Origin of the sequence: Streptococcus mitis (genome assembly GCF_003942865.1) — a bacterium.
Classification (GTDB): domain Bacteria; phylum Bacillota; class Bacilli; order Lactobacillales; family Streptococcaceae; genus Streptococcus; species Streptococcus mitis_BI.
This window is the reverse complement of sequence record NZ_RJNZ01000007.1, coordinates 32,026-56,284: the sequence shown is the minus strand read 5'-3', so window position 1 is coordinate 56,284 and position 24,259 is coordinate 32,026. Positions and strand designations below refer to the sequence as shown.

General features: G+C 41.3%; 21 protein-coding genes. 4 read left to right on the top strand and 17 right to left on the bottom strand.

What is annotated here, in order from left to right:
- Nucleotides 1–160: 160 nt before the first annotated feature.
- Nucleotides 161–1,510, bottom strand: a complete 1,350-nt coding sequence (locus tag D8845_RS06145) for a sensor histidine kinase (protein WP_125452843.1) — start codon at nucleotides 1,508–1,510, stop codon at nucleotides 161–163.
- Between the two features lie 13 nt (nucleotides 1,511–1,523).
- Nucleotides 1,524–2,261, bottom strand: coding sequence for a response regulator transcription factor (locus tag D8845_RS06140; protein ID WP_125452842.1), 738 nt, complete (start codon nucleotides 2,259–2,261; stop codon nucleotides 1,524–1,526).
- 295 nt (nucleotides 2,262–2,556) lie between these two features.
- Between D8845_RS06140 and D8845_RS06135 the strand changes: the two genes are divergently transcribed.
- Nucleotides 2,557–2,886, top strand: coding sequence for a helicase BlpT (locus D8845_RS06135; RefSeq protein WP_125452841.1), 330 nt, complete (start codon nucleotides 2,557–2,559; stop codon nucleotides 2,884–2,886).
- Nucleotides 2,887–2,947: 61 nt separating this feature from the next.
- Here D8845_RS06135 and D8845_RS06130 read toward each other — a convergent pair whose 3' ends face one another.
- A complete protein-coding gene (locus D8845_RS06130; RefSeq protein ID WP_125452840.1) occupies nucleotides 2,948–3,997 on the bottom strand; it encodes an ABC transporter permease in 1,050 nt (349 codons plus the stop codon).
- Nucleotides 3,994–4,725, bottom strand: a complete 732-nt coding sequence (locus tag D8845_RS06125; protein ID WP_000889954.1) for an ABC transporter ATP-binding protein — start codon at nucleotides 4,723–4,725, stop codon at nucleotides 3,994–3,996. Before D8845_RS06125 ends, D8845_RS06130 begins: the two co-directional genes overlap by 4 nt.
- Nucleotides 4,726–4,792: 67 nt before the next feature.
- Between D8845_RS06125 and D8845_RS06120 the strand changes: the two genes are divergently transcribed.
- Nucleotides 4,793–5,203: an HIT family protein gene (locus tag D8845_RS06120; RefSeq protein WP_001278317.1), complete on the top strand. Its 411-nt coding sequence runs from the start codon at nucleotides 4,793–4,795 to the stop codon at nucleotides 5,201–5,203.
- 9 nt (nucleotides 5,204–5,212) lie between these two features.
- Nucleotides 5,213–5,500 carry a hypothetical protein gene (locus tag D8845_RS06115; protein ID WP_049487998.1) on the top strand — a complete coding sequence of 96 codons (288 nt, stop codon included), beginning with the start codon at nucleotides 5,213–5,215 and terminating at the stop codon, nucleotides 5,498–5,500.
- 25 nt (nucleotides 5,501–5,525) lie between these two features.
- On the opposite strand, the gene dnaJ is transcribed toward D8845_RS06115, so the two are convergent.
- From dnaJ to D8845_RS06045, 13 genes are all read right to left on the bottom strand, one after another.
- Nucleotides 5,526–6,665 (bottom strand): molecular chaperone DnaJ, encoded by a 1,140-nt coding sequence (gene dnaJ, locus D8845_RS06110; RefSeq protein WP_023940782.1) that lies wholly within the window; start codon nucleotides 6,663–6,665, stop codon nucleotides 5,526–5,528.
- Between the two features lie 135 nt (nucleotides 6,666–6,800).
- Entirely contained in the window at nucleotides 6,801–7,433 is a 633-nt protein-coding gene (locus D8845_RS06105; RefSeq protein WP_125452839.1) for a DJ-1/PfpI family protein, read from the bottom strand.
- Nucleotides 7,434–7,647: 214 nt separating this feature from the next.
- Nucleotides 7,648–9,471 carry a molecular chaperone DnaK gene (dnaK, locus tag D8845_RS06100; protein ID WP_042900353.1) on the bottom strand — a complete coding sequence of 608 codons (1,824 nt, stop codon included), beginning with the start codon at nucleotides 9,469–9,471 and terminating at the stop codon, nucleotides 7,648–7,650.
- A 252-nt stretch (nucleotides 9,472–9,723) separates the two neighbouring features.
- Entirely contained in the window at nucleotides 9,724–10,248 is a 525-nt protein-coding gene (grpE, locus tag D8845_RS06095; protein ID WP_125452838.1) for a nucleotide exchange factor GrpE, read from the bottom strand.
- Nucleotides 10,249–10,274: 26 nt separating this feature from the next.
- Nucleotides 10,275–11,309, bottom strand: a complete 1,035-nt coding sequence (gene hrcA, locus D8845_RS06090; RefSeq protein ID WP_125393120.1) for a heat-inducible transcriptional repressor HrcA — start codon at nucleotides 11,307–11,309, stop codon at nucleotides 10,275–10,277.
- A 160-nt stretch (nucleotides 11,310–11,469) separates the two neighbouring features.
- Nucleotides 11,470–11,982: a DUF2812 domain-containing protein gene (locus tag D8845_RS06085; RefSeq protein WP_125393121.1), complete on the bottom strand. Its 513-nt coding sequence runs from the start codon at nucleotides 11,980–11,982 to the stop codon at nucleotides 11,470–11,472.
- Between the two features lie 34 nt (nucleotides 11,983–12,016).
- The gene (locus tag D8845_RS06080) at nucleotides 12,017–12,592 is read right to left on the bottom strand and encodes a DUF2812 domain-containing protein (protein WP_125393173.1); all 576 of its coding nucleotides are present in this window, start codon (nucleotides 12,590–12,592) and stop codon (nucleotides 12,017–12,019) included.
- Nucleotides 12,592–12,912, bottom strand: a complete 321-nt coding sequence (locus tag D8845_RS06075; protein ID WP_125393122.1) for a PadR family transcriptional regulator — start codon at nucleotides 12,910–12,912, stop codon at nucleotides 12,592–12,594. Before D8845_RS06075 ends, D8845_RS06080 begins: the two co-directional genes overlap by 1 nt.
- A gap of 119 nt (nucleotides 12,913–13,031) precedes the next feature.
- Nucleotides 13,032–14,378: a type I glutamate--ammonia ligase gene (glnA, locus tag D8845_RS06070; protein ID WP_001122886.1), complete on the bottom strand. Its 1,347-nt coding sequence runs from the start codon at nucleotides 14,376–14,378 to the stop codon at nucleotides 13,032–13,034.
- A gap of 36 nt (nucleotides 14,379–14,414) precedes the next feature.
- Entirely contained in the window at nucleotides 14,415–14,771 is a 357-nt protein-coding gene (glnR, locus tag D8845_RS06065; protein WP_000659547.1) for a transcriptional repressor GlnR, read from the bottom strand.
- A gap of 76 nt (nucleotides 14,772–14,847) precedes the next feature.
- Nucleotides 14,848–15,375 (bottom strand): FUSC family protein, encoded by a 528-nt coding sequence (locus tag D8845_RS06060; RefSeq protein ID WP_094753599.1) that lies wholly within the window; start codon nucleotides 15,373–15,375, stop codon nucleotides 14,848–14,850.
- 323 nt (nucleotides 15,376–15,698) lie between these two features.
- Nucleotides 15,699–16,898 (bottom strand): phosphoglycerate kinase, encoded by a 1,200-nt coding sequence (locus D8845_RS06055; RefSeq protein WP_125393123.1) that lies wholly within the window; start codon nucleotides 16,896–16,898, stop codon nucleotides 15,699–15,701.
- 273 nt (nucleotides 16,899–17,171) lie between these two features.
- Nucleotides 17,172–22,244 (bottom strand): endo-beta-N-acetylglucosaminidase, encoded by a 5,073-nt coding sequence (locus D8845_RS06045; RefSeq protein ID WP_125452837.1) that lies wholly within the window; start codon nucleotides 22,242–22,244, stop codon nucleotides 17,172–17,174.
- 304 nt (nucleotides 22,245–22,548) lie between these two features.
- Here D8845_RS06045 and D8845_RS06040 point away from each other — a divergent pair, with 304 nt between their 5' ends.
- Nucleotides 22,549–24,180: a Na/Pi cotransporter family protein gene (locus D8845_RS06040; protein ID WP_125452836.1), complete on the top strand. Its 1,632-nt coding sequence runs from the start codon at nucleotides 22,549–22,551 to the stop codon at nucleotides 24,178–24,180.
- Nucleotides 24,181–24,259 lie beyond the last annotated feature (79 nt).

The following is a 24,259-nucleotide window of genomic DNA, read 5'->3' as shown; positions in this document are numbered from 1 at the left end:
GTTTCTTCTCCCTTATTCACCACGGAAATCATGAGAAGATTCGATGCTATAATCAACGTAGAACAGATGACAAAATAGGATTTCTTATTCATATAGGGTACCTCATATACTATGGCATTTTAATTGATGACTACAGGCGGTATTTCTTTCCACAGATCTTCTAATCATCAACTGACATCGAGTGAACTGTTAAAACCTGACGAAAGACTTGATTTTGACAGGTGGTATTTAGACTGGTATTAGGATGGCTTTCCACAAGCTTCATAACGGTATAGAGACCAACTCCTCTTTCCTCCCCTTTAGAACTTGCTCCAAAGGAGAAGATTTCAGAAATATCGATATCCTCTTCTTTGATGGAGTTTTCAATGATAAAGGTCTCCTGTGCTCCATTTTTTAAAAAGGCGATTGAAACATGAGGTTGACTAGCCTCTGCACTGGCTTCAATAGCATTGTCACAAAGGATAGAAACAACGGTTAGAAAATCAAGTAGGCTCATCCCCTTGACCTGAATCTCTTCTGGAACTTCGACATTAAAGACTATGTTCTTATCTCTGGCTTTTAGAAATTTCCCTGCTAGAAGACTTTTGAGGGCTTTATCACGAATATTCACGAGTCGACCAAGGTCATATTTATTGTCCTGCAATTTCTGACTGGAATCCTTTAAGACCGAGTCGTAGACCTCTTTTATCTGCTCCATATCCTCCTCTTCAATGCCCAGACGTAAACTGGTCAAGAGATTGGTGTAGTCATGGCGAAAACTCCGGACTTCCTTGTAAAGTTCCTCTATATGCCGACTATAGCGTTCCATATCTCTGTAGCGCAAGGCCTGCTCTTGATCCAATCTCTCATGGAGTTTGTCCTTCAAATAGGTATCCAATTTCTTGATAATCCCCATAAAAAAGAGCAGGTAAAAGACTAGGATCAGATGGCGAACAGTCGTTGATTGAATCCCCTGTTCATATTCAAAGAAAGATAGATTTTCCATGACTAGATAGTAGCCCCCCATTATCCAGTTAATCGTAGTCAGGGACTTTTGAAAACCTTTATCTAGAATTTCCTTTCTCAAGTTAGTGAAATCATAGTCTAACCATTTCAAAAAGGCTAGAGAAATGAAGAAATTGAAAATTATTATACATAACCCAGTAAATGAGTAGTCATTATATGCTTGCCCTTGTCCCAAAAATGGAAGCACAAAATAAGAAATACCTCTATAAAAGAGATTCACCAATATCATTGGAAAGAGACCATAAAAGAAAAGGAGTTTTTTAAGAAGCCCTCTTAACAATAAGAAAGACAAGCCTATACCGTACAAGGGTTCCATAAAATAAGATAGGTAAGTATTTCCTACTATATAGCTAATCATTACAAAAACAAAGGCCAATAGTATCTTAAAAAGAAAAGCCTTAAAAATTCTCTCAAAAGTGAGACCAATTCCATCCACCTTAAAGAAAATGACAATTTCTAGTCCCTGAGTAACAAGTGTATACAATATAATCCAAATATTATACATAAGTTCTCCTAGCTCAATGCAAGTTATTGATAGCTTCAGACACTTCCCTGACCTTATAACGCGCGATCAGACAGCTTCCACCATTGGGAAAGTAAAGCAGTTTTTCTTTCTTATCCAAACGAACTACATTGGCAGGATTGATGAGAAAAGAGCGGTGGCACTGCAAGAGACGAGGCTCCTGCTTGAAAACCTCCTCTAAACTCGCTGTAAATTCCAGCCTGTCCGTCTTGGTATAGAGAATAACACGATGGGCTCTGGGCGACGTTTCGAGATAATAAACCTCTTTAAAAGGATACTGGAATTGGGCAAATTTTGATTTAAAGTAAAAACAATCTTCCGCCAGACTTTTACTATCTTGACTATTGGCATAGAGGAGGGCTGTCTCGATACGAGATTCAAACTCCTCTGCTGACAAGGCCTTATCAATGTAGTCCAGAGCAGACACTTGGTAGCGAAAAGATAGAGGCATAAATTCCGAGTGAGTCGTCACAAAGACAATCAGAGCATAGGGATCCCGATCCCGAATCTTTCTAGCCACTTCCAGACCCTTCATCTCCTCATTTCGAATCTCAATATCCAAAAAGAATAGTTGATGCGCCCCCTTCTCATGGACTTCAGTCAGCAGTTGATCTGGCTTCCCAAATACCTCAAAAGAACTGGGAGTGATCTGATGTTCCTTCAAGAGTTTCTCAATCGTCGTTTCAATCCTAGTCTGCTGGGAAAAATCATCCTCTAAAACAAATATTCTCATCTTCTTACTCTCCTTGTTTCGATTTCTTCCTAAAAAGAGAATAGCAAAAATACTATGATACAAGCCCACCAAATCCTAAACAGGCCTTTAACGCTCCTGAAGGGTGTCTTGTTCCTCAAATAAGCATGATAATCTTACAACTATTTTATCATAAAATCTTAACAGTACCATTCAGGAAATTTCAAGGGCAATTAAAGATTTTATGGTGAAAAAGGAGATAAAAGTGATAAACTGACAGTATCAAAATACAGTTGCTAGAAACAAGACTAGCACCCAGATTAGAGGAGGCATTCCCATGACAGATACAGACCCTATCAAAAGAGCTCAGACTTTGATTACTGACTTAAACAAAGCCTATCAAGCATGCAGACAGGCAACCGCTGACGACGTCCGCTTTCAGGAGCAATTAAACTCTATTCTTGGTTTTCTAGCCAAGGCTGAAACAGTGGATAATCGAGTCTTGATTGAACTGGAAAAATTCTACCAGACTTCCAGTCTTCTTATGGGACTCAGCGCCCTCAATCCAGATGCTCCTACTCGCGCTGCTTGGCGGGCCTATGACCGCTTCCACTTTGACCAGGTCAAGACCAAGTTGAGTCTCTATGGACCAACCATTCTCTTGTAGAAAATAAAAGAAGTTGAGACAAACTGAACTCAACTTCTTTTTTAGTATCATATAGGCAATGTTAGTCCTGCATCTGACGTTTTACCTGATAAGGTAAGTACAAGACTAGTAAAACCAAACCTGCACCCAACAAGGCTAGAAGGGCTAGTTTTTCTTGGAAGGTAATCAACCCGACAACTAATTCCACTACTAAGACGAAACTGGTCAATCCTCGGACTACAGCCTGTAAGCCTTTTTCCTTTTGCCCCTTGTCCAGTGGAAAGAGTTGGGTCAAATACTGGTAGTCAAAGGCATGATAGAGGGCCAGCAACTGGAAGAGCAAGAGGTAGTTAAAGAGAACCACCACTGCTGTCGCAATCCAAGCTTGCTCGATAAAGACCTGCGCCAGCAAGGAAAGCAAGAGCAGACGAAGACTAAGCGCAAAGAGGTCTCCATTTCGTAGATAAGAACGCAAATAGAGATTTTGCCAAATCTTTCCCGGTACCTTCTGAACAACCTTTAGGATAAAGTCCAGATAGGCACGACGCTTGACGCTGTTTGAAATTCCCTTGACCTGCGTAAAGAGGGCAAAGAAACGAAGCAAGACTTGCTTACGCTTGCTTTCTTGGGTAATAACATAGTCCCAGTCCAGTCCAGTTTCAGTGAAAAATTTGCTGGCCTTTTGACGAAAGAGGAAATATTTACCTACTCCCAATAAAAGCACATAGACCAGAAAAACAGGCAAGCCATAACCCATGGCTAAAAATAAAGGCGCAAATAAAAGCAAGAAAAGGGTTTGGACAAAGAGCCAAAAGACTAGGGAAATGCCAGTTTGACGCTTGAGATGTAGCTTGATTTCCTCTTCTCCAACTAAGAGAAAGAGCTTGTCTGGAGCCTCCATATAGGTGGCAATTCCTCCCCAAAGCAAAAGTAAAACAGACGTAATTCCTACAAATAAAAGAATAGGCCAATGATTTTCAGGAAAATGTTGCAAGAGTTGACTGTACTGGTAGGCTAAAAAGCCCAGCAGAACAAGTAGGAATAAGACAAAGTGGTCATTGAGAACATAGCGCAGATAACCGACACACTCCTTACGAAAAGCCTGCTTTCTCTTTAAAAACAAGTCTTTCATAGCTCCTCCTCTTTGGTCAGAGCCAAGTAAATATCATTCAAACTAGCCTCAGGCATATCAAAGGCTTCGCGCAGTTGCAGGAGATTCCCCTTAGCACGCACCTCTCCCTTGTGAAGAATAACAAAGGCATCACACATCTTCTCCGCCGAATCCAGCACGTGGGTACTCATGAGAATAGACTTGCCTTTTTGCTTTTCCACTTCTAAAAGTTGAATCAAGTCCGCAATAGCCAATGGATCAAGACCAAGGAAAGGCTCATCCACGATAAAGAGACTTGGATCCACCACAAAAGCACAAATAATCATGACCTTCTGCTTCATCCCTTTTGAAAAATGAACAGGGAACCAGTCCAATTTCTGATCCAGACGAAACATTTTTAATAAAGGTTCTACTCGATCAAAAGCCACTTTCTGCTCAATACCATAAGCCATGGCAACCGTTTCAATATGCTCTCTGAGGGTCAGTTCCTCATACAGACTAGGTGTCTCAGGAATGTAGCCAATCTGCTTGCGGTAACTTGTCGCATCTTCTTGCAGGGTCAAGCCATTGATATTGATAGAACCACTATAGGGTGTCAACAGACCGATAATTTCATTAATAGTCGTCGATTTCCCAGCACCATTGAGACCAATCAGACCGACCAGCTGCCCACTTTCAACAGTAAAGGACACATCTTTCAAGACAGGAACATGAACATAGCCACCTGTCAGGTTTTTAATTTCTAACATATTTTCTCCAAATCTGGTATAATGTAGCTATATTATATCAAAATTCAATACAGTAGAGGTAGATTTTATGTCAGATTGCATTTTTTGTAAAATCATCGCAGGGGAAATTCCTGCTTCAAAAGTATATGAAGATGAGCAGGTTCTTGCCTTTCTTGATATCTCTCAAGTGACACCAGGACACACCTTGGTCGTGCCAAAGGAACACTATCGCAATCTTTTAGAAATGGACGCTACTAGCGCCAGCCAACTCTTTGCCCAAGTACCAAAAGTAGCTCAAAAAGTCATGAAAGCTACCAAGGCTGCTGGTATGAATATCATTGCCAACTGTGAAGAAATCGCAGGGCAAACCGTCTTTCATACCCACGTTCACCTCGTGCCTCGCTACAGTGCGGACGATGACCTCAAGATTGATTTTATCGCCCACGAACCTGACTTTGACAAACTTGCTCAAGTCGCTGAAACTATCAAAAACGCCTAAGGAGTTGCTATGAAATTATCCAATCTACTGCTATTTGCAGGAGCTGCAGCTGGAAGTTATCTGGTTACAAAAAATCGCCAAACCATCACGGATGAAGTCTTGAATACCACTGACCGCGTTCAAGCTATCAAGGATGATGTGGATATTATCCAAAACAGCCTGCAAATCATCGACCAACAAAAAGAACTCATCAAAGAATACCAAGAAGACCTGACTTACAAGTTTAAGGTCTTGGAAAAGGATATCCAGACTAGACTAGCTGTGATCAAAGAAACACAGGAAACTGAAGATAAGTAAAAAGAGCCCGACGGCTCTTTTTGCTTTATTCTCCTTCAAAGGCATCTTTAATATGGTCAAAAAAGCCTTTTTTCTTTGGATTGACTTTTAAATCACCAGCAGCTGCGAATTCTTTCAAGGCTGCTTTTTGGCGGTCGTTCAAGCCTGTCGGTGTTACGACATTAACAGTAACGTATTGGTCACCAACTGCACCGCCACGAAGGCTCGGAGCTCCTTTGCCACGTAGGCGGAATTTCTTACCAGTCTGAGTTCCCTCTGGGATAACCAATTCAACATCACCGTGAACAGTTGGAATATCTACTGTGTCACCAAGAGCTGCTTGAACAAAGTTGAGGTTGAGATTGTAGAAGATAGTCGTTCCTTCACGTTCAAACTTGTCGCTAGCTTCCACAGAAACCACTACATACAAGTCACCATAAGGTCCACCGTTAAAGCCTGCTTCACCTTGACCTGCTAGGCGAATTTGTTGACCTGTTTCTACACCAGCAGGGATTTTCACATGTACGCTATGGGCTTGTTTTTCATGACCTGTTCCATGACATGTTGTACATGGGTCTTTGATTTCTTTTCCGCGACCGTGACAGACATCACAGGTTACTTGACGACGCATCATGCCAAGCGGAGTCTGCGTATCGACGTTAATGACACCAGCGCCATGACAGCGTCCACAAGTGACTGGACTTGTTCCTGGCTTAGCACCTGAGCCATTACATGTACTACAGCTTGCTTCACGATTGTACTTGACTTCTTTTTCAGCTCCAAAAATAGCTTCTTCAAAGGTCAAGTTCACACGATACTGGAGGTCATCCCCTTGGCGAGGAGCGTTTGGATTGCGCGAAGCACCACCTCCGCCGAAGAAACTTGAGAAGATGTCTTCAAAACCACCGAAGCCACCTGCCCCATTGAAACCGCCAGCTCCACCACCGAAGCCTCCAAAGCCACCATTGGCACCTGCAGCGCCATATTGGTCATAGGCAGCCCGTTTTTGGTCGTCACTCAAAGTCTCATAGGCTTCTTGAACTTCCTTGTACTTTTCCTCAGCACCAGGCTCCTTGTTGATATCTGGGTGGTATTTTTTGGAAAGCTTACGATAAGCCTTTTTGATCTCGTCTGCCGAAGCGTTTTTCGACACCCCCAGACGATCATAAAATTCAGTATTGTTCATACAAGATACCAAGACCGTAAAATTCGACTGAAAAATAGGAAATCTGACGCTGGAGCGATGCTCCTAGACAGATTTCTCTTTTTTCCGAGAATTTAGGTCGGGTTCAATTCCTTTCTATAATTTATAAGTAAATCATTAGAGGGTATTTTCTATACTCTGCTTCACTTCCTCAAACTCTTTGTGCGATAGAGTAAAAATCAAATTCTCTTCTGAATATTCGCTCTGTTCTTTAAAATAGTTGTCAGTATTTTCTGCCAAACCTAGACCAAGAATCACTTTTCTTGCAAACTCTAGATGTGCAAAGCCAATAGCAGTAATGATATTTTTATCTTGCAGGACAGCTTTTGCTTTGAAATTTTCCCGAGGAAGAAATTCAAAATAGTCAAAGAAGTTTTGCCAAATCCCACCTGTAAATTTCGTATCGTTCAATAAACCTGCTTTCGCCAATAAAAAGGGCGCTGAAGAAATGGCTGCAATTAGGATGTCTTGCTCATTAAGACTTCTCAAAAACGAGATCAATTTCTCATCTTGTAGAGCAGGACCTATATTTACCATTCCTGGCAAAATCACACAAGAATAATCTTCTATACGGATCTGATCCAATGTTTTCGTCGGTTGACAGGACAAACCATCCTCAGAGACCACCATCGAATTCTCAGAAGCGACATAATCAATCGTGATATCAAAAGACAGAGCTAAAGTACTCGTTAAAGTGGTTATCTCATAAAGAGAAAAATTAGGATAAATGACACAAAGTACTTTTTTCATAAGCAACATCCTCTATTTTATCGAAAAACAGAGGCTGGGTTGCAACCTCTGGATTTCTTCTTATCATTACGACGTTCGAGTTTTAAAAATCAAACTAGTAATGCTAAATCGAGCACTCCCTAACCTCTTGGTGAAAAAGACAAATCTTCCTAGAAACTAAAGTTTCTGCGTCAGATTTCCTATTTCACTGTGAGGTTTTAACGGGCTTTGCATCTTATTTTTCAGTAAACTCTCCGTCTACGACGTCATCGCCTGCGTTTCCTGTTGCTTGTGCACCCTCTGCTCCTGCTTGAGCTTGTTGGGCTGCTGCGGCTTGTTCGTAAAGTTTAACAGCAAGTCCTTGAGCTTTTTCGTTCAACGCTTCAAGTTTTGCTTTCATTTCATCCAAGTTGTTGTCTTCTTGAGCTTTCTTAAGGTCATCAAGGGCAGCTTGGGCAGCGTCACGTTCTGTGTCGAAGCCTTTGCCTTCAGTTTCCTTGATTGTCTTTTCAGTCGCAAAGATCGCTTGGTCTACTTCGTTACGAAGGTCAACTTCTTCTTTACGTTTCTTATCTGCTTCAGCGTTTGCTTCTGCATCTTTCATCATGCGGTCGATTTCTTCGTCAGTCAAACCTGAGTTAGATTGGATAACAATAGTTTGTTCTTTTTGAGTTCCAAGGTCTTTGGCCTTAACAGACACGATACCGTTCTTGTCGATGTCAAATGTTACTTCGATTTGAGGAATTCCACGAGGTGCAGCTGGGATATCTGTCAATTGGAAACGTCCAAGAGTCTTGTTATCTGCTGCCATTGGGCGTTCACCTTGAAGAACGTGGATATCAACGGCTGGTTGGTTGTCTGCCGCAGTTGAGAAGACTTGTGATTTAGATGTTGGAATAGTAGTGTTGCGGTCGATAAGTTTTGTGAAGACACCACCCATTGTTTCGATACCAAGTGACAATGGTGTTACGTCAAGAAGGACTACGTCTTTGACATCACCAGTAATCACACCACCTTGGATAGCCGCACCCATAGCAACTACTTCATCAGGGTTTACTGATTTGTTTGGTTCTTTACCAGTTTCAGCTTTAACAGCTTCAACAACGGCAGGGATACGAGTTGAACCACCAACAAGGATAACTTCGTCGATTTCTGACAAGCTCAAACCTGCATCTGAAAGGGCTTGACGAACTGGAACTTTTGTACGTTCTACAAGGTCACGAGTCAAATCATCAAATTTCGCACGAGTCAAAGTCATTTCCAAGTGAAGAGGTCCAGCCTCACCTGCAGTGATAAATGGCAAGCTGATTTGTGTTGAAGTTACACCAGAAAGGTCTTTCTTCGCTTTTTCAGCAGCATCTTTCAAACGTTGCATTGCCATCTTGTCAGTAGACAAGTCAATACCGTTTTCTTTCTTGAATTCTGCTACCAAGTGGTCGATGATTTTTTGGTCAAAGTCATCACCACCAAGTTTGTTGTCCCCTGCAGTTGACAATACGTCGAAGACACCGTCACCCAATTCAAGGATAGATACGTCGAATGTACCACCACCAAGGTCAAATACCAAGATTTTTTCTTCTTTATCAGTCTTGTCCAAACCATAAGCAAGGGCTGCTGCAGTTGGTTCGTTGACAATACGTTCTACTTCAAGACCAGCGATTTTACCAGCATCTTTTGTTGCTTGACGTTGAGCATCGTTAAAGTAAGCTGGAACTGTGATAACTGCTTTAGTTACTTTTTCACCAAGGTAGTCTTCAGCATAACCTTTCAAGTATTGAAGGATCATAGCTGAGATTTCTTGTGGAGTGTATTCTTTTCCGTTAGCAGAAACTTTTTCAGAAGTTCCCATTTTAGATTTGATAGAGATGACTGTATCTGGATTTGTAACTGCTTGGCGTTTTGCAGCGTCACCAACGATGATTTCTCCATTTTTGAATGAGACTACAGATGGAGTTGTACGGTTACCTTCTGGGTTTGCGATGATTTTGCTTTCAGTTCCTTCAAGAACTGCTACTGCTGAGTTTGTTGTACCTAAGTCAATACCGATAATTTTAGACATGTGTTTTTCTCCTTGTTAGTTAATTTTCTATTTTTGATATTTCCCTTAAGTGGTGGGGACGTGAGCAACTCCCTACGGGATTTCATCACTTATTTTTGAGCCTATTGTCTCAAAAATCCCCTGTTTCAGTAGCAAAAGCTACTGAAACTTTCACCACGGCGGGAAATATCTTCCTTGCAAGCCTCCGGCTTGCCTCTTATCTTTCTTCATAGTTTAGTGTCGTTTCGGACAGGTTTTTTTAAGCTATCTAGCCTAGTTGTAAACCACCACCATTGCTGGGCGTAGGATGCGGTCATGGAGTTTGTAGCCTTTTTGGAAGACTTGGGCGATGGTATCTGCTAGGTGTTCATCGTCTGCTGGGAGAGTTTGGATGGCCATATGGTAGTTATGGTCAAATTCACCGTCAGCTGTGATTTCTTCGATTCCCTCTTCTTTCAAAGCGTGAATCAAGCTTTCTTGCACCATTTCCAAGCCTTTTTTGACATCATCTGTCAAACCTTCAACTGCGAGTGCACGCTCAAGGTTGTCCAAAGAAGGGAGAATCGCTTTTGCCAAGTCTTGGCTACGATAACGTTGCAAGTTTTGACGCTCTTCATTGGCACGGCGTTGGATATTTTGCATTTCTGCATGAGCGCGAAGGTATTTATTTTCGAACTCATCCGCACGTTCATTTGCCAAGTCCAACTCAGACTTCTCAGGAGTTGTTTCTTCTACCGTTTCCACAACTTCCTCTTCTTGAACTTCTTCTACTTCTTCATTTTTTATATCTTGGGCCATTTTCGCCTCCTTTAATGATTTCAATCTTAATGTACTTCGTAATGATTACTGCTGAGGTAGCGGTAAAAATCTGTCAACTTCATAGTCAAAACACGGTTGACTACGTTGACTTGGTTGATTAGTTGTTGGTAATCCAGATTGACTGGACCGATAATGGCTAGAATTCCAACTCCCCGATAAGGAATGAGGAACTTACTACTAATCACCGCTAGGTCTGCTAGACAGGACTCTTGACTGTCTGCAATACGGACATTTTGCATCTGATCCTCATGCAGCCCCTCACGAATCTCCAGAGCCACCTTTTGCGGTTGGTCAAAGAACTGATAGGCTGCTAGATTGGCAAAATTCAAGAGATTGACCTTGCCCGCCACCACAATGTTTTCGTTGAACATTTCCTTAAAGATATGTTCAAAGAGATCGATAACATTGTCCGTTGTTGTAAAGTAACGCTGGATAATCTGCGGAATCTCCGTCCGAATCTTGTAGTGAATATCTAGAACGGTGTGGCCGAGGAAACGTTCCTGAATGATACTCTTCAGTTTCAGCAAATCCTCCTGCAAGAAGTTCCTTGGAATCAGAAACTGACTAGTAACCGTTCGAGACTCGTCTAGGGTGAATACTGCCAAGGCTGTATGTTGCCCCAAAACAACGATATCAAAGGCTGTCAACCGTTGCCTGCTCGGCTCAACATCCAGTGCTACTACCGTACAGCCACTCAAGTCTGTCAGTAGATTAGCAGCCTCTTGCAGAATATCCTCCAATTTGAAAAATTCCTGATCAAAGGCTTTGACAATCTCGTAAACCTCATTTTCAGCCAGTCGGTCAAAATCCAGTGAGTGTTTCACATAGTACTGAAAACCAGCAACACTTGGCATCCGACCACTTGAAGTATGAGCCTTCTCAAGCAAACCTTGCTTTTCTAGAGCCGCCATGTCATTACGAATGGTTGCACTGCTAGAGTTAATAGACTCTTGCAAGGCTTTGGATCCGACAGGTTCGTGCGTTTTGGTAAAGATGTCAATAATCAGATTTAAAATATCCTGCTGACGCTCTGTAACCACCTCATCACTCCTCTCTGTCTGATCGATTAGCACTCGATACGCTCAAGTGCTAACTTATGATTCTATTATACACCCTTAAAAGAGAATGTCAAGATAAAAACTCAAAAAATTAGCACTCTTTTATCAAGAGTGCTAAAAATCAGTCTGAAGACCTAGAACCCTACCTTCCATCTACTTGGTATTTCCTTTTAAGTCTGAAAAAACCATGGATTAGATAAGAAATCAGAAAAGCATATAAAACAAAAATAATAAAGAAAGACATGGAAAGATCTTCTCTAAACGAACTCATACAAACAACAAGACCACCTAAGAAAGTCGCTGTACAGGAACGAAGTCTATATCGCATAACTTCCCATCTGAGCCCCTTACTCATATAGACTTGATCCTCTGGAAGTAAATCAGAAGACGATTTACGAAGAATCGAACAAAAACCAGCTCCTATCAATTCCCAACCGCTATCTCTAAAATCTTGCAGTTCATGCTTATGCTTTTTAAGAAACCTAGAATCATAGATACGGTAGATGATATCGTCTGGCTGACATTTGTCAAAATAGAACAAACCAAAACGACTCGTTCTATAGCTCCAACCTTTCAAATGCATCTCATGTAAATATTCTTCTTCCTTGTCCAAATCAACAATGGTGAAAATCCGAAATTGCTTTTTATTTATCATGACTTTCCCTCCAATTTTGAGCATACCTACCCTATCATAAATCTGATAATTTCTTCTTTTTATGCCATAACTTCCAGCCAATATAAGAAACTATTAACAAAAGGATCAAAGATAAGAAAATATCTAGCCCGACTGCAAGTAAACTCCATAGACCATACGCATTACTTCTATTGAGCAATTTAAGTAAGAATGGTATATGTATGGCTAGCAAAAGTAAAACAGGTACTAATCGCAGTCTTAAAATGCGATTAACCATAGCTAACTTCCCAGCAGCGTCATTATAGATTTCAAACTCTGCATTCGATTCAATTTCAGAATGTGCTTTTCTAAAATAGGAAAAACTATTAAAGTCTGTAATATGCTCCCAGCCACAGTCTTTAAACAGTTGTAAATAGGAGGCTCTCTCTGATTTTTCCATTGGGTAAAAATCCAACTGATAAGACACTTGCTCAGGGTGACACTTTTCAAAGGTATACTTAACTGCAAACAATAAGATAGAATAGCTTACTTTCCTAAGTTTCCAGCCCTTAGCATGCATTTCTCTAAAGTATAGAGCCTCCCTCTCATAATCCGCAATTGTAAAAATTCGATAAACAATTTTCTTTTCCATCATCCTTCCTCCCGACTGTTTCTATAGAGCCGTTCAATACGCTTCAATTCAATATCTAAGACTTTTCGCCCCAAATCTGTGATCTGATAGATTTTACGTTTTTCTTCTTCTCGGACAAAGAAAATCAAGCCATCCTTTTCCATCTTTGACAAAGTTCCATACATAGTTCCAGGACTAATCGAAACTTGCAAATCTGTCATCTCCTTGACCTTTTGCGTAATACTATAACCATGACCTTCCTTTTGCAGACAGAACAAGATATAAAAGCCCGTTTCCGTCATCGGAAGATAAACTCTACGAATCTTATCAGTTAATTCCATTTATAACCACCTCCTATTCAGTTCGATATATCGCACTTCGTTATATAAAATATATCACACCTCGATACAAAACACAAGAAAAAAGATCACCCTCAGGCAATCTTTCTTCTATATTAGTATTAGTAAAGGTCTAAATAATTATCAATTTCCCATTGTGAAACGAAGGTTGCATAACTTGCCCATTCGATTCGCTTGGCTTCAAGGAAACTAGTATAGATATGTTCTCCAAGAGCCGCTCTGACAACTTCATCTTCTGTCAAAGCCTTCAAAGCGTTGTGAAGGGTTGATGGAAGGTCTGTAATACCAGCTTCCTTGCGCTCTTCTGCTGTCATGATGTAGATATTTTCTTCGATAGGAGCTGGTGCTTCGATTTTATTTTCAATACCATGCAAACCAACTTCCAAAAGAACAGCCATAGCGATGTAAGGGTTTGCCATTGGATCCACTGAACGCAACTCAAGACGAGTTCCCATACCACGTGAAGCAGGCACGCGCACAAGTGGCGAACGGTTACGACCAGCCCAAGCAATGTAAACAGGCGCTTCATAACCTGGAACCAAACGTTTGTATGAGTTAACCGTTGGATTCATGATAGCAGTATAGTTGTAAGCATGTTTGATCAAACCGCCAAGGAAATGGTAGGCCGTTTCTGACAACTGCATTCCTTTTGGATCATTGGGATCAAAGAAGGCATTATTTCCTTCTGCATCAAACAAGGACATATTACAGTGCATACCTGATCCAGCAATACCAAATTTTGGTTTAGCCATAAAGGTTGCGTAAAGCCCATGTTTGCGAGCAATGGTTTTAACAACAAGTTTAAAGATTTGAATCTTATCACAAGCACGGAGAACTTCATCGTACTTGAAGTCAATTTCATGTTGTCCAACCGCAACCTCGTGGTGACTCGCTTCTACTTCAAATCCCATTTTGGTCAAGACATTGACAATCTCACGACGTGTATTGTCCGCAAGGTCAGTAGGCGCCAAATCAAAGTAGCCACCCTTGTCATTCACTTCAAGTGTTGGATCTCCATTTTCATCCAATTTAAATAGGAAGAATTCTGGCTCCGGTCCAAGGTTGAATGATTTGAATCCCACTTCTTCCATGTGACGAAGAGCACGTTTGAGATTACCACGAGGGTCACCTGCAAATGGTTCACCTTCTGTTGTATAGACATCACAGATCAAACCTGCAACACTTCCATTTTCATCTCCCCAAGGGAAGACTGTCCATGTATCCAAGTCAGGGTACAAGTACATATCCGACTCATTGATACGTACAAAACCTTCGATTGAAGATCCATCAAACATAGCCTTGTTTGACAAGACTTTATCTAACTGTTCATCTGTAGCAGGAATTTCGACGTTTTTCATGGTTCCCAAAATATCTGAGAACATGAGACGAATAAAGGTAACATTTTTTTCCTTGACTTCACGACGAATATCTGCAGCTGTGATTGGCATGAGTTTTCTCCTTAATGTATGACTACTTGCGGTTGCCTAACCGCGACCAAAAGGTGACTGTACTGAAGCAAAGCGACCCTGTTGGAGGAGTTCATTATGAAGTGCACGACGCACCTCAGTCTGACTCACCGCTTTCTTGGATTTCGCTTCACGTTCAGCATATTTTTTCTTAATGGCAGCGATATTATAACCTTCAGAGATATAATCTTTGATTTCAAGCAGACGATCCATGTCATTCAAGGAATACATGCGACGGTTCCCTTCGTTTCGATCAGGCTTAATCAACTCTTGATCTTCATAATAACGAATCTGACGCGCCGATAGATCGGTCAACTTCATAACACTGCCGATAGGAAAAACAGCCATATTTCGGCGAAATTCTTTTTCCTTCATTTACAATTTCCTTCTTTCTGTCTATTATAGTCTAAAAAAAGACAAACGTCAATTGATAATGTTATAAAATGTAACATTATTTTTCTTTTTTCTCTAAAAAGAGCCTAATACGTTCAATATCGTAATTTACGAGAATTGCGACAAAAACTCCCATGAAAGTTTCTGATACACGCGCAAATACGTACAAAATTGTTTCACCACTCGGAATCGATAGGGTAATGATTAACATAGCAGCTACACCACCAATAACCCCTGCTTTGTTATTCATGGCTACATTTGTCATAATGGTTAACATGGTGCAAATCGGAACAACAACTAAGGTTACCCAAAAAGCTTCGTGGAAAAAGGTATTTAATAAGAAGAAGACTAGGGCATAGAGGCCACCGATACTATTTCCTAGAATACGCGAAGTCCCAAAATGGACACTCTTATCAAAACTCTCTCTCAGGCTAAAAACGGCTGTCAAAGCACCAATTTGAAGACCTTTCCAACCAAAAAAGCCAAAAATCAAGAGAACTAGAAAAACAGCAATACCCGTTTTAAAGGTTCGCATACCAAGTTTGAACTGGGATTTATCGAATTTATATTTTTTAAAATAACTCATAATCTCAACTTTCTATTTCCATTTTATCATAAATCGGTGATTTTTATGAGTAATAGTTGAGAGGAAGCGTTTTTATTTTAAGCAAAAGAAAAGAGGAACTTTCATCCCTCTCTTCTTTGACTTGTTTATAAAATCTTATTTTTCTGTCAAGGCTGCAAGTCCTGGAAGAACTTTACCTTCAAGAAGTTCCATTGATGCTCCACCACCGCGTCACAAATACCTACACTAACACAAAAAGGTGACATAGCCACCTTTTTGTTAACGTTTCAGTTTTGTTCCTTTTTCTACAAAATCAGGATTTTGTAGAGACTAACGGGCTGAAATTATTTTTCTGTAAGTGCAGCCAAACCTGGCAATACTTTACCTTCGAGAAGTTCCATTGAAGCACCTCCGCCCGTACTAATCCATGAGAACTTATCTGCACGGCCAAGGTTAATCGCTGCGGCAGCTGAGTCACCACCACCGATGATTGATTTAACGCCTGGTTGTTTCACGATAGCGTCCATCACACCGATTGTTCCAGCTTGGAAGTCTGGGTTTTCAAATACACCCATAGGTCCGTTCCATACAACTGTTTTGGCACCAGTCAAAGCTTCGTCAAATTTAGCGATAGATTTTGGACCGATGTCAAGACCAAGGAAGCCTTCAGAAACTGCTTCACCTTCAGTGTCACGCACTTCAGTGTAACCAGCAAATGCGTTAGCTTCTTTTGAGTCAACTGGCAAGATCAATTTACCGTTTGCTTTTTCAAGAAGAGCTTTCGCAACATCCAATTTGTCTTCTTCTACAAGTGAGTTACCGATTTCGATACCTTGTGCTTTGTAGAATGTGTAAGTCATACCACCACCGATAAGGACTTTATCAGCTTTTTCAAGCAAGTTTTCGATAACACCGATCTTGTCTGAAACTTTTGAACCACCAAGGATAGCCACAAATGGACGTTCTGGAGCTTCAACTGCTTCTTGGATGTAGGCAATTTCGTTTTCAAGAAGGAAACCAGCAACTGCTTTTTCAACGTTTGCTGAGATACCAACGTTAGATGCGTGTGCACGGTGAGCTGTACCGAATGCATCGTTTACGAAGATACCATCTCCAAGTGATGCCCAGTATTTACCAAGTTCAGAATCGTTTTTAGATTCTTTTTTGCCGTCAACATCTTCGTAACGAGTGTTTTCAACCAAGAGAACTTGTCCATCTTCAAGAGCGTTGATAGCTGCTTCCAATTCAGCACCACGAGTGACACCTGGAAGGAAAGCAACTTCTTGACCCAATTTAGCTGCCAAGTCAGCAGCTACAGGAGCAAGTGATTTACCAGCTTTGTCTGTTTCTTCTTTTACACGACCAAGGTGAGAGAAGAGGATAGCACGTCCACCTTGTTCAAGGATGTACTTGATAGTTGGAAGAGCTGCAGTGATACGATTGTCGTTGGTAATCACGCCATCTTTTACAGGTACGTTGAAGTCAACACGAACGAGAACTTTTTTCCCTTTCAATTCAACGTCTTTAACAGTCAATTTTGCCATTAGATATGACTCCTTCTTTTTTTATACGTGTTAATTATATCACAAAATCAGCAAAAGAGATAGAAAAACCCTAAACTTTTCCAGTTCTTTCTTGCAACAAAAACTAGCATTTCTGAAAATCAAAACTAGAAAAACCTTTCCAAATCGCTAAGTAATACAAGAAAAACTAGTTAATCCATCTCATTCTTCCACTGATTTTTACTAGTTAAAACGAGGTTTAACTAATCTACAGTCAAACCTTGTTTTTAGTTGTTATGAGGAAATGCAAGAATCCTAAATCGATTCGTTTTCTCTCTTCTTTCCAGCAAGTAGGCCATAGCCAATCATCACTCCGAGGAGTCCTAGTGCCACTAGACTAGCATCTCTTCTTACTCCAGTATTTGGAAGTTCTTTACCTACTTTTTCATTTGTCGGTGTTGCTAAAAGAGCTTGACCTGTTTTTTGAGAGTCTTTCTCTTCTTTCGTTCCAACTTCAACAATTTCTGGAAGAGCTTCCTTGAGAACTTCTGTTGTACGAAGAGTGCGATTGCCTTGACTATCTACTTCAATCAAGCGACGAATTTGTCCCTCAACTCCTGCTTGGACAAGTTGACGTTGACCGACTAGGAGATTTGGATTTGGCCGTTCTTGACGATTGAAGGCCACTGTATCCTCTTCAATTTCTAGTTTCGGAGTTTCTAGAACTAAATCTTTAACTCCTTCAGCTGGTTGATTGCTTGATAGAACTTTTGTACCTACTTCGGTGATCTCTGGAACAGCTTCCTTGAGAACTTCTGTTGAACGAAGGGTGCGTTTGCCTCGGGCATCGACTTCTACAAAGCGACGAATTTGTCCTTCTTCTCCAGCTTGCACAATACGACGTTGACCTTTGAGAAGTTCTGAATTTGGACGTTCTTGACGTTCAAAGGATACTGCAACTTCTTCAACTTCTAGTTTCGGAGTTTCTAGAACTAAATCTTTAACTCCTTCAGCTGGTTGATTGCTTGATAGAACTTTTGTACCTACTTCGGTAATCTCTGGAACAGCTTCCTTGAGAACTTCTGTTGAACGAAGGATACGATTGCCTTGAGCATCTACTTCTACTAGACGACGAATCTGCCCTTCTTCTCCTTTTTGGACAAATTGACGTTGATCTTTAAGAAGGTTCGCATTCGGTCGCTCTTGATGTTCATAGGCTGTTGTTTCAGTTTCAACAACTAGTTCAGGGAGGACCTCAACTGTTGGGGCTACTTCACTTAGATCCATGCTACCAACATGATGGCTCTCTTCTGCAGGAGCTAGTTTCTTATTCAGCTTTTCTTTCATGTCCGCAAAAGCTTGTGGAGTTGGCATCTCTGAAGCCAACAAAGTTTCTGCTTGTTCAATCAACTCAGCTTTAGGATCTTTTTCACGGACGGATTCGAGCAAGCCTTCCAATTCTTCTCTAGCTGTCTGATAACGTTGATTTCCATCCAAGTCCGCTCCAGCTTGTTTCAATTCATTCAAGGCTTTGTTGACTTCTTCTTGACTGGCATCATGGTTTTCTGCAACAGCTTTCGCTGCATTGAGTTTCTCTACTAGTACAGCTTGTTTGTCCTCACTTGAGAAGGTATAGGCAAGGGTTGACTGACGGCCTTGGGCAGCAGTGATTTCTTGTTTAAGGTATTCATCATTAACTGCAGCCTTTGGAGAAACCAAGACATCAAACTCAGCTGTGTGCCCCTTGTAATGCAGGGTCAAGGTCTGGCGTCCAGTCTTCTGAGCATCGTAGCCCGTGATTTCAACACCTTCATCAGTAAAGCTGTGAGTCTCTTCTGTCTCGTCATCATAGAGAATACCAAAGCGACCTTCAGAGAGATCCAGTTGATCTCCTACTAGATAGTCTATTTTTGGTTTCTTAGTAATATACAAGCCCGCTACTTCTTTTGTTTTTCCTTCATCCTGTCCTGTCACTTGGACTTTCAGATCACCTGACACTGGTAAACCAAGGTATTGAAGTGTTAGGTTTTGTTCCCCTTTTTGATGAACCTCGTATCCAGATACCGTCACACCTGAGTGAGTAAGGTTAATCAGCTCGTCGGCTTGTCCCCCTTCGTATTGAATACGGAGTGTTCCGCCTCTAAGGTCAAGTTTTTCTCCCTCTTTGTAAACCGTCTTTTTAGGTTCTTTTTCCAGACTAACCGCAGCAATTTTTCTTTCATCCTGCGGAATCGCTACTGCCAAGGTGTTACTGATTTCTTTACCAGGTAGTTGGGTACGATAGTAGAGAAGAGTTGGTTGCTTGTCAAAGCCCAATGGAGCTGTTGCCAAGTCACCTCCAGTTTCAGTCTTCAAGGTTGCAATTGGTGTTTGTGAATCAGCCTTGTCGTAAACGGTGATGGTTGCGCCTGCCGGAACATCAGAGAAGCCCAGTTGAACTTGGTGGTTTCCAAGTGAACGAGCAGCTACCTTAGCCATTGGAATATTTTGACTTTCTGTGTCCAAGGTTTCGTACATCTTCCAGTTGTAGATACGAATGGCCTTCCAAGGTGTTCCGTTATCAGATGTGATAACTTTTAGACGCCAGTCTTGGGCAGTGATTGGTTTGTCAAGAGTGATATCCGTAACGTGCGCTTTATTACCACGAACTTCCTTGGCTAGTTTCCACTCGCCATCTGTATCCTTGTAATAAAGATCAAAATCCTTGGTGTTCATCAGACCATCGTTAACAGACTCACCACCAGCTCCCGCATGATCCATCACCCATCTGACAACACGACGTAGTTGAGTCAAACGAATATCGACACTACCGCTCAATTGTCCTGAAGACCACTTGTCTGAAAGACTGGTAATGGTACCGTTCAACATACCTTCAACACCTTCTCCACCTTCGGTATTCGGGAAAGTACTACCGATAACCGTTGCCCCTGGAACAATATTTTCAGCCAAAGGTCTTGGGAGAGTCGTATCCTGAACTGTTATTCCCCAGTTAAAGGACGCCGTCGCAGCTTCTGAACGAAGGCCATTTTTACCAACTGCAACGACTTTCAATTCTTGAGTCGTACCAGTCGCATTAGCAGAACGGCTAACTTTTGGCAAGTAGATTGTTGAAGCAGATGAACCTGTCAACAAACGCCAGTTGTTCCCGTCTTTTTCGTAGACTTCATAGAAATCTGCGTCTTGGTTACCCGAAAATTGAACTACTGCTTCAGCTTCTTGGGCATTCTTAAGAGATTGCTTCACCACAGAGAGACCTGTAGGTGCTTGTGGCGCTTGGTGATTGTCCGTGATAGTTAATTGTCCTAGGTTGAACTGATAATCTTTTACAGTACCTTCATGTTCGAAGAAGAGTTTGACTGCATAGATGGTTTTTCCAGCTAATGAGCTAAGGTCAATTTCTTCATTTGTCCAGTTGTCAGAAAGGGTTAGCTCTTTCCATGCATCTGCATCATCGAATTTGTAGTCTGGAGTTGTAGAAAAGGCCATAAAAACTTTCGAGCCTTTTCCTCCCTTGTGGGCAACACGAAGTTTGGTTTTCTCAGTTACTTCTAACTTAGTAGAATAAAGTCTCACATCCTGATCCGTCTTACCAGCTACATCACCAGAGAATTTAAGGGAATTTCCGCCATTGTAGGCATCTGTAAAATCATATTCTGCACGAAGTTTTTCCCCTGTTGAAGTCTGCCACCAGCGCCATGTTGGCAAGATACCTGAAACCGAACGGTAGTTCCACTCAGAATCCTTAGAAACTTTTCCGTCTACAAACCACTTTCTACCATGGCCTGTATTAAAGGAGGTAGTGAAGGTCCGGCCTACTGCTGGTGTGCGGTCTGCAACTAAATTAGCAATCCCATACCACTCTTTGTCCGCTGGTTTTTGAACTGTCGGATCTCCTTGGTAACCTGTGAAGAAGATATCTTCGTTTTTATGGTAATCTTCACCTGTTTTTCCTAGACTGGTAATTGTATCTGGTGCAAAGAGTCCAAGTGACAAACGTAACTTGCCTTTTTCATCTAAAAGAGCATCCCATTTAACTTTTGTCTTATAAGAACCACCTTGTTGCAATTCCAATCCTGCAAAGACATCATATTGGCTACGTTCCAGCCATTTTGCCATTTCTACAGAGTGGTCATTCTTTTCCTTATTCCAGTTGAAATTGGCAAAGAATTGATCCGCAGGGACCTTGTCACCTTCTTTTTGCATGAACTGGTAGTTGTAATCACCTAGACCATCTTCGTGGTAACGACCATATTTATAGGTCATGGCATCGTACCAAGCATACTTGATTGGATGGTTGACTTTTGCCGCATATTCTTTTGTATAAAGCATGAATTGACGCATTTTTTCACCAAGTGGCGTTACTAAGTCACCTGTTGTTTCTTGGTTGATAAAATACCCATCATAGCCATAATACTTGGCCATGTCTACCAATTTACGGGCAATTGGAAAGCTACCATCTGGGTCTTGCTTCAAAGCTTCAGCGAATTTTTCTTGATCAGCAATACTATTAGACCAGTTGAAGAAGAGTGTACCATATACAGGAACCCCGTTACGGTGACCTGCATCAATAACGTCAGAAGTTGGTACGAGACCTTCCCAGAAGACCATTGAATCTAGATATTGCCAATAGTCAAAAGCATAGGCCTTGAACTCTTCTCCACCAACAGAAGCATGGTCTTTTGCTTTAGAATTGGTGTTGGATAGGGCTTGTACTTTTGCTTCCTTGCTAGCTTTTTCATTGACCAAATGACCTGTCCGACGTGAAGCGAGGGCAACAGACCCGCGGTTAATAGCATCATCTTCACGCGCACCCGGTTCCCATTTCAACAAATCCTCCCAAGAATTAAATTTGATTTCCTTTGGTTTTAATGTTTTTTCCGTATTTTTAGGGACATCTGGCTGGACTTCTTTTTCAGTCTTATTAGCTTCTGCTGCTGACTTAGACTCATCTCCTTGGCTAGTTGCTTCAGGTTTTGCTTCCGTTTCCTTGTCAGACTTTGGTTTTGCTTCTGCAGATGGTGTTTCTGCAAGGACCTCACTTGCTTTTTCCTCTGGTTTAGCTGCGCTAGCTGCTTCTGCAGTTTCAGTAGTTGCAGCTTCATTGCTTGCTGGCGAAGCAGTTTCAGATGCTGTCGCTACTCCTTCTGCCTTTTCTGGCTTATTTTCTCTAGCATGTTCTCCTTCATGCTGCTTATCAGCTTCATTGGTCGAATGCTCACCCTCTCCTGAAACAAGCTCTGTATTGGCTCCCTTATTTTCAGGAACTGCAGTTTCTTCTGCTAAGGCTGGACCAGCAAATAAAACAGCCCCAATCATCAGCGAGCAGGCTCCTACTGATAACTTACGAATACTGTAACGACAACGTCTTTCAAAAAATGGATTCTTCATTTTTGCCTCCTAAAAGATTGATTTTGTTGCACAAAAAGAAAGCGCTTAACTTTCTTTATAAAATTTTTATCCCAATCACAGGGATCAAGATAATTCCTCCCTCATTTTAAAATATTTCTTTTAAATGTCAATGTATAAAAGGAAATACCTATATCTAGGTTAGAAATTGGTAAAATTAATATAATTAAGGTCCTTGCTGATGAATTTTCTTTCTAAAATTTTAGCTTAACACTTGTTAGATTTACTTTTATCCTTTAAAATAGAATAGGAGAAATTCCGTTATTATTTTTCGGAGGAAAAAGAAATGTCCATTAATTGGCAGGAAATTTTATTTCACTTTTTAGGTGGTCTGGGACTATTCTTATATAGTATCAAGACCATGGGAGACGGTTTGCAACAAGCTGCTGGAGATCGCCTTCGTTTTTACATTGACAAATATACCAGCAATCCGTTCTTCGGTGTGCTAGTTGGTATCGGTATGACGGCGCTAATTCAGTCAAGTTCTGGTGTCACAGTCATTACAGTGGGGCTAGTCAGCGCAGGACTTTTGACCTTGCGTCAAGCTATCGGTATTGTCATGGGTGCCAATATTGGAACTACCGTTACATCCTTTATCATCGGTTTTAAGCTAGGAGATTACGCCTTACCAATGCTTTTCATCGGAGCGATTTGTCTCTTCTTCACCAAGAATCGCTCTATCAATAACATCGGACGTATCATTTTTGGTGTAGGTGGTATCTTCTTCGCTCTCAATCTTATGAGCGGTGCAATGGAACCTCTAAAAGACCTGCAAGTCTTTAGGGACTATATGGTTGAACTAAGTAAGAGTCCTATTCTAGGTGTCTTTGTCGGAACTGGACTAACCCTACTCATTCAAGCTTCTTCCGCAACTATCGGTATCCTACAGAATCTTTACGCAAGTGGTTTGATTGATCTACAAGGTGCCTTACCAGTCTTGTTTGGTGATAATATCGGAACGACCATTACAGCTATTATTGCTTCTCTTGGAGCCAATATCGCCGCCAAACGTGTTGCTGGTGCCCATGTCGCCTTTAACGTGATTGGTACAGTTATCTGTATTGTCTTCCTTGTACCTTTCACTGGCTTGATTCAATGGTTTGAATCTACACTCAATCTGGCTCCAGAAATGACCATTGCCTTCGCCCACGGAACCTTTAATATCACAAATACTATTATCCAATTTCCCTTCATCGGTGCCTTGGCCTACTTTGTAACCAAGCTCATCCCTGGTGAAGACGAAGTTGTCAAATACGAACCTCTTTACCTTGATGAACACTTGATTAAGCAAGCTCCATCAATCGCTCTCGGAAATGCGAAAAAAGAACTCCTTCACTTAGGAAATTACGCTTCTAAAGCCTTTGACCTTTCATACAACTACATCATTGACCTCAATGAAAAAGTTGCTGAAAAAGGCCACAAGACGGAAGAAGCCATCAACACCATTGATGAAAAATTGACTCGCTATCTTATTACTCTTTCAAGCGAAGCTCTTAGCCAGAAAGAAAGTGAAGTGCTCACCAACATCCTGGATTCATCCCGTGATTTGGAACGGATTGGGGACCACGCAGAAGCCCTAATCAATCTGACCGACTATCTTCAACGTAAAAATGTTGTGTTCTCTGAAGCTGCTTTGCAAGAACTAGCTGATATCTATCAAAAAACCACTGCCTTTATCAAGGATGCCCTTGACAGCGTGGAAAACAATGATATTGAAAAAGCTCAAAGTCTGATTGAACGCCATAAAGAGATCAACAATATAGAGCGTGTTCTCAGAAAGACCCATATCAAACGTCTTAACAAAGGCGAGTGTTCAACACAAGCTGGGGTCAACTTTATCGACATCATTTCCCACTACACTCGAGTGTCTGACCACGCTATGAACCTAGCTGAAAAGGTCATCGCTGAACAAATCTGATAACCAAAAGAAGCTATCCTAAATGGGATGGCTTTTTTCTTCTCCTCAGCAATAGTTTCTTTTCTACCATATAGAAAAA

Coding starts and splice junctions, on each gene's coding strand:
- D8845_RS06145 (WP_125452843.1), bottom strand. CDS start 1,510: ATGTATAATATTTGGATTATATTGTATACACTTGTTACTCAGGGACTA.
- D8845_RS06140 (WP_125452842.1), bottom strand. CDS start 2,261: ATGAGAATATTTGTTTTAGAGGATGATTTTTCCCAGCAGACTAGGATT.
- D8845_RS06135 (WP_125452841.1), top strand. CDS start 2,557: ATGACAGATACAGACCCTATCAAAAGAGCTCAGACTTTGATTACTGAC.
- D8845_RS06130 (WP_125452840.1), bottom strand. CDS start 3,997: ATGAAAGACTTGTTTTTAAAGAGAAAGCAGGCTTTTCGTAAGGAGTGT.
- D8845_RS06125 (WP_000889954.1), bottom strand. CDS start 4,725: ATGTTAGAAATTAAAAACCTGACAGGTGGCTATGTTCATGTTCCTGTC.
- D8845_RS06120 (WP_001278317.1), top strand. CDS start 4,793: ATGTCAGATTGCATTTTTTGTAAAATCATCGCAGGGGAAATTCCTGCT.
- D8845_RS06115 (WP_049487998.1), top strand. CDS start 5,213: ATGAAATTATCCAATCTACTGCTATTTGCAGGAGCTGCAGCTGGAAGT.
- dnaJ (WP_023940782.1), bottom strand. CDS start 6,665: ATGAACAATACTGAATTTTATGATCGTCTGGGGGTGTCGAAAAACGCT.
- D8845_RS06105 (WP_125452839.1), bottom strand. CDS start 7,433: ATGAAAAAAGTACTTTGTGTCATTTATCCTAATTTTTCTCTTTATGAG.
- dnaK (WP_042900353.1), bottom strand. CDS start 9,471: ATGTCTAAAATTATCGGTATTGACTTAGGTACAACAAACTCAGCAGTA.
- grpE (WP_125452838.1), bottom strand. CDS start 10,248: ATGGCCCAAGATATAAAAAATGAAGAAGTAGAAGAAGTTCAAGAAGAG.
- D8845_RS06085 (WP_125393121.1), bottom strand. CDS start 11,982: ATGATAAATAAAAAGCAATTTCGGATTTTCACCATTGTTGATTTGGAC.
- D8845_RS06080 (WP_125393173.1), bottom strand. CDS start 12,592: ATGGAAAAGAAAATTGTTTATCGAATTTTTACAATTGCGGATTATGAG.
- D8845_RS06075 (WP_125393122.1), bottom strand. CDS start 12,912: ATGGAATTAACTGATAAGATTCGTAGAGTTTATCTTCCGATGACGGAA.
- glnA (WP_001122886.1), bottom strand. CDS start 14,378: ATGCCAATCACAGCTGCAGATATTCGTCGTGAAGTCAAGGAAAAAAAT.
- glnR (WP_000659547.1), bottom strand. CDS start 14,771: ATGAAGGAAAAAGAATTTCGCCGAAATATGGCTGTTTTTCCTATCGGC.
- D8845_RS06060 (WP_094753599.1), bottom strand. CDS start 15,375: ATGAGTTATTTTAAAAAATATAAATTCGATAAATCCCAGTTCAAACTT.
- D8845_RS06055 (WP_125393123.1), bottom strand. CDS start 16,898: ATGGCAAAATTGACTGTTAAAGACGTTGAATTGAAAGGGAAAAAAGTT.
- D8845_RS06045 (WP_125452837.1), bottom strand. CDS start 22,244: ATGAAGAATCCATTTTTTGAAAGACGTTGTCGTTACAGTATTCGTAAG.
- D8845_RS06040 (WP_125452836.1), top strand. CDS start 22,549: ATGTCCATTAATTGGCAGGAAATTTTATTTCACTTTTTAGGTGGTCTG.